The 3057-nt window shown below is 62.9% G+C and carries 4 protein-coding genes and 1 pseudogene; 4 read left to right on the top strand and 1 reads right to left on the bottom strand.

Annotated features, from left to right (window positions below; translation table 11 throughout):
- Positions 1–671 (bottom strand): sulfatase-like hydrolase/transferase (locus ENZ74_RS27005; protein WP_164761240.1); only part of this gene is annotated, 671 nt, incomplete at its 3' end.
- Positions 672–896: 225 nt separating this feature from the next.
- Here ENZ74_RS27005 and ENZ74_RS27000 point away from each other — a divergent pair.
- The 4 genes and pseudogenes from ENZ74_RS27000 to ENZ74_RS26985 form a co-directional block, all read left to right on the top strand.
- Complete coding sequence (locus ENZ74_RS27000) at positions 897–1829, top strand: VOC family protein (protein ID WP_024503019.1); 933 nt, start codon at positions 897–899, stop codon at positions 1827–1829.
- A gap of 4 nt (positions 1830–1833) precedes the next feature.
- Positions 1834–2454, top strand: coding sequence for an alpha/beta hydrolase (locus tag ENZ74_RS26995; RefSeq protein ID WP_027163149.1), 621 nt, complete (start codon positions 1834–1836; stop codon positions 2452–2454).
- A gap of 2 nt (positions 2455–2456) precedes the next feature.
- On the top strand, positions 2457–2756 hold the full coding sequence (locus ENZ74_RS26990; RefSeq protein ID WP_013529296.1) for a GNAT family N-acetyltransferase: 300 nt from the start codon (positions 2457–2459) through the stop codon (positions 2754–2756).
- A 140-nt stretch (positions 2757–2896) separates the two neighbouring features.
- Positions 2897–3057: pseudogene (locus ENZ74_RS26985) on the top strand (membrane dipeptidase); the annotation flags it as partial.

Genomic DNA, 3057 nt, shown 5'->3' with positions numbered 1-3057 from the left:
ACTATGAAGGGCGGGTGCGGGCTGATGAAGGAAAGATGCGCGAACCACGGCGCGGCGTGCTCCTGTTCGCCAAGCCAACGCGCGAATTCGCCGGTCAGGAAGGCCGCCGGGGTTTGCTGCCCGGAGTAGACGGGCGGCGCGTTGTCGACGGTGGTTCCGACCGCGCCGTCGGCCACCGGGCGATGGATGTCGGGAGATCCGGCGCTGGCGTCGACACCTTGTAGTTCCAGCCAGGATAGCCATTGCTTCTGATGCTCGGGCAGCAACTGGCGCACCGTAAAGCCCGGCAGCACGCCTTCATAGCTTTGCAGCCGCGGATCGCCTGGCGCCAGCAGGCGCGGATCGAGCGACACATCGGTGTAGCCGAACAGCGTCGGATCATAGCCCAGGGCGCGAGCCGAAAGCGCAATGTTGCCGTGGCGAGCGTCGAGCGGCGTGCCATTGCGGCAGACGCGGTTGTTCATCTGGTAGAGGCCGGTATAGAGGCAGGCGCGAGCGGGCGAGCAGGGCGCCGCGCCGCCATAATGCCGCTTGAACAGCACGCCCTCCGCGGCCAAAGCGTCGGCATTCGGCGTTCGCACGATCGGATGACCGGCGGCGGACAGACAATCGCCGCGCCACTGGTCGCATGTGATCAGGAGAATGTTAGGCCGCCTGGCTTTTCCAGTCACTCACGATACCTTTGTCCCGGATGTCGAACGCCGTTTATGGAACCGAATTCTGGCCATGGCGCAAGTCTGACCTGCGAGCCAATTGGTGAACGAACCTTGTTCCATCGTTCACTTTTATGACACAGTCTATTCTGTGTTTGCCGCCTTTGCGGAAACTGCCCTGGTCCTCATATTGGCGTGGACAGCGGCGAGGGCCGCACATGTACCAAGGGAAGGAGCAAGACAATGCTCGACCAGATCAAGGGCCTGCATCACGTCACGTCGATGGCCAGGGATGCCCGCCAGAACAACGATTTCTTCACCAGGAAACTCGGTCAGCGCCGGGTCAAGAAGACCGTCAATTTCGACGCGCCCGATGTTTACCATCTTTACTACGGTGACGAGGCCGGTACGCCGGGTTCGGTGATGACCTATTTCCCCTTCCCCGACATCGGCAAGGGCCGGCATGGGGTCGGGGAAGTCGGAACCACCGTCTACTCGGTGCCGGAAGGCACGCTTGGCTATTGGGAAAAACGCTTTGCCGATGAGGGCGTCACCGGCCTCTCGCGCGAAGAAACCTTCGGTGAGAAGCGCCTGGCTTTTGCCGGACCGGATGGTGACGGCTTCGCGCTGGTCGAGTGCAAGAGCGACAGCAGAGCACCCTGGGCGAAAGGCGGCGTTCCCACGGATGAGGCGATCCGAGGCTTTCATTCCGTGTCGCTCAGGCTGAAGGATGGCGGCGCCACGGAAGAGCTGCTGAAGTTCATGGGCTATGAGGAAGTCGACAAGTCCGGCAATCTCAGGCGGCTGGCGGTGAAGAACGGCAATGGCGCCGATGTCATCGACATCGAATCGCTGCCGAGCACGGCCTTCGCCGATCTCGGCGCCGGCTCCGTCCATCACGTCGCCTTCGCGGTCGAGAACCGCGCCAGGCAGCTGGAAGTACGCAAGGCGTTGATGGACACCGGCTATGGGGTGACGCCGGTGATCGACCGCGACTACTTCTGGGCGATCTATTTCCGCACACCGGGTGGCGTGCTGTTCGAAGTCGCCACCAACGAGCCGGGATTCGATCGCGACGAGGATACCGCTCATCTGGGCGAGGCGCTGAAGCTGCCGACGCAGCACCAGCACCTGCGGCCCTATCTCGAGCAGCATCTGCAGAAGTTGGAAGGCTGAGACCATGAGCAAGGACGCTTACATCCACAAGGTGCTGCCCGGTTCGCCGGGCGGTCCATTGCTGTTCGTCTTCCATGGCACGGGAGGCGATGAGAATCAGCTTCTGTCGCTGGGGCGCGATCTCGCGCCCCAGGCAACCATCGTCTCGCCGCGCGGTGATGTGTCGGAACAAGGTGCCGCGCGCTTCTTTCGCCGCGCCGCCGAGGGCATCTACGATATGGACGACCTGGCGCGGGCGACGACCAAGATGGCGGGCTTCGTCAAGGCCCATGTTGAAGCAGCGAAGCCATCGGCCGTGCTGGGTCTCGGCTATTCCAACGGCGCCAATGTCCTAGCCTCGGTGGTGTTCGCGGTTCCAGCGCTGTTCGACGCGTCGGTGCTGATGCATCCGCTGATCCCGTTCGAACCTGAGGTCAAGGGCAGCCTCGCCGGCCGCCATATCCTGGTGACCGCCGGCAAGCGCGATCCGATCTGCCCACCGAACCTGACCACGCGGCTCGAGGCCTATTTGCGTGCCGACGGCGCCGATGTCACAGTGGAATGGCACGATGGCGGGCACGAGGTGCGGCCAAACGAGATCGAGGCGGCACGGCGGTTCTTTGCCGATACTGCCCAAGGAGCATAGCAATGCCTGACCAACTGCCTGAGATCGAACTTGAGGATCGCGGTTCCAAGGGCCGCTACGTCCTGCGTGGACCCGATGGCGCCGAGGCCGAGATGACTTTCACCAAGATCGGTGAGCACCAGATCATCATCGACCACACCGAAGTGCCGGACGTCTTTCGCGGCCAGGGTGCCGGGCTTCGGCTTGTCACCCGCGCCGTCGAGGATGCGCGTGCGGCGGGCAAGAAGATCATCCCGCTCTGCCCGTTCGCCAACGCTCAGTTCCGCCGCCATCAGGAATGGGCCGACGTGCTGAAGCGGTAGGGATTCGTTGCTTGGAAACGGCGCGGCAAGCGGCTGCCATCCCACCGGGGCGGCTTTGGCATTTGCGCGGGTGGCGCATCCTGCCTAAGTAGATAGGATATATCTTAGCCGCGCCGACAAACGAACCGAATGATCCCCCAATGACCGAAACCGATCTCGTTCCCGTCTTCGACGGCCACAACGATACGTTGCTCAGGCTCCATCAGTCGAAAGACACGGACGTCGAAAAACTGTTCATCGAGGGGAAATCGGGCGGCCATATCGACCTGCCACGCGCGAAAGCCGGCGGCTTCGCCGGGGG

It is taken from the genome of Mesorhizobium sp. M7A.F.Ca.CA.002.15.2.1, assembly GCF_003998715.1.
Classification (GTDB): Bacteria; Pseudomonadota; Alphaproteobacteria; order Rhizobiales; family Rhizobiaceae; genus Mesorhizobium; species Mesorhizobium ciceri.
Note: the sequence above shows the minus strand (reverse complement) of the source record. Positions and strands in the feature narration are given on the sequence as shown.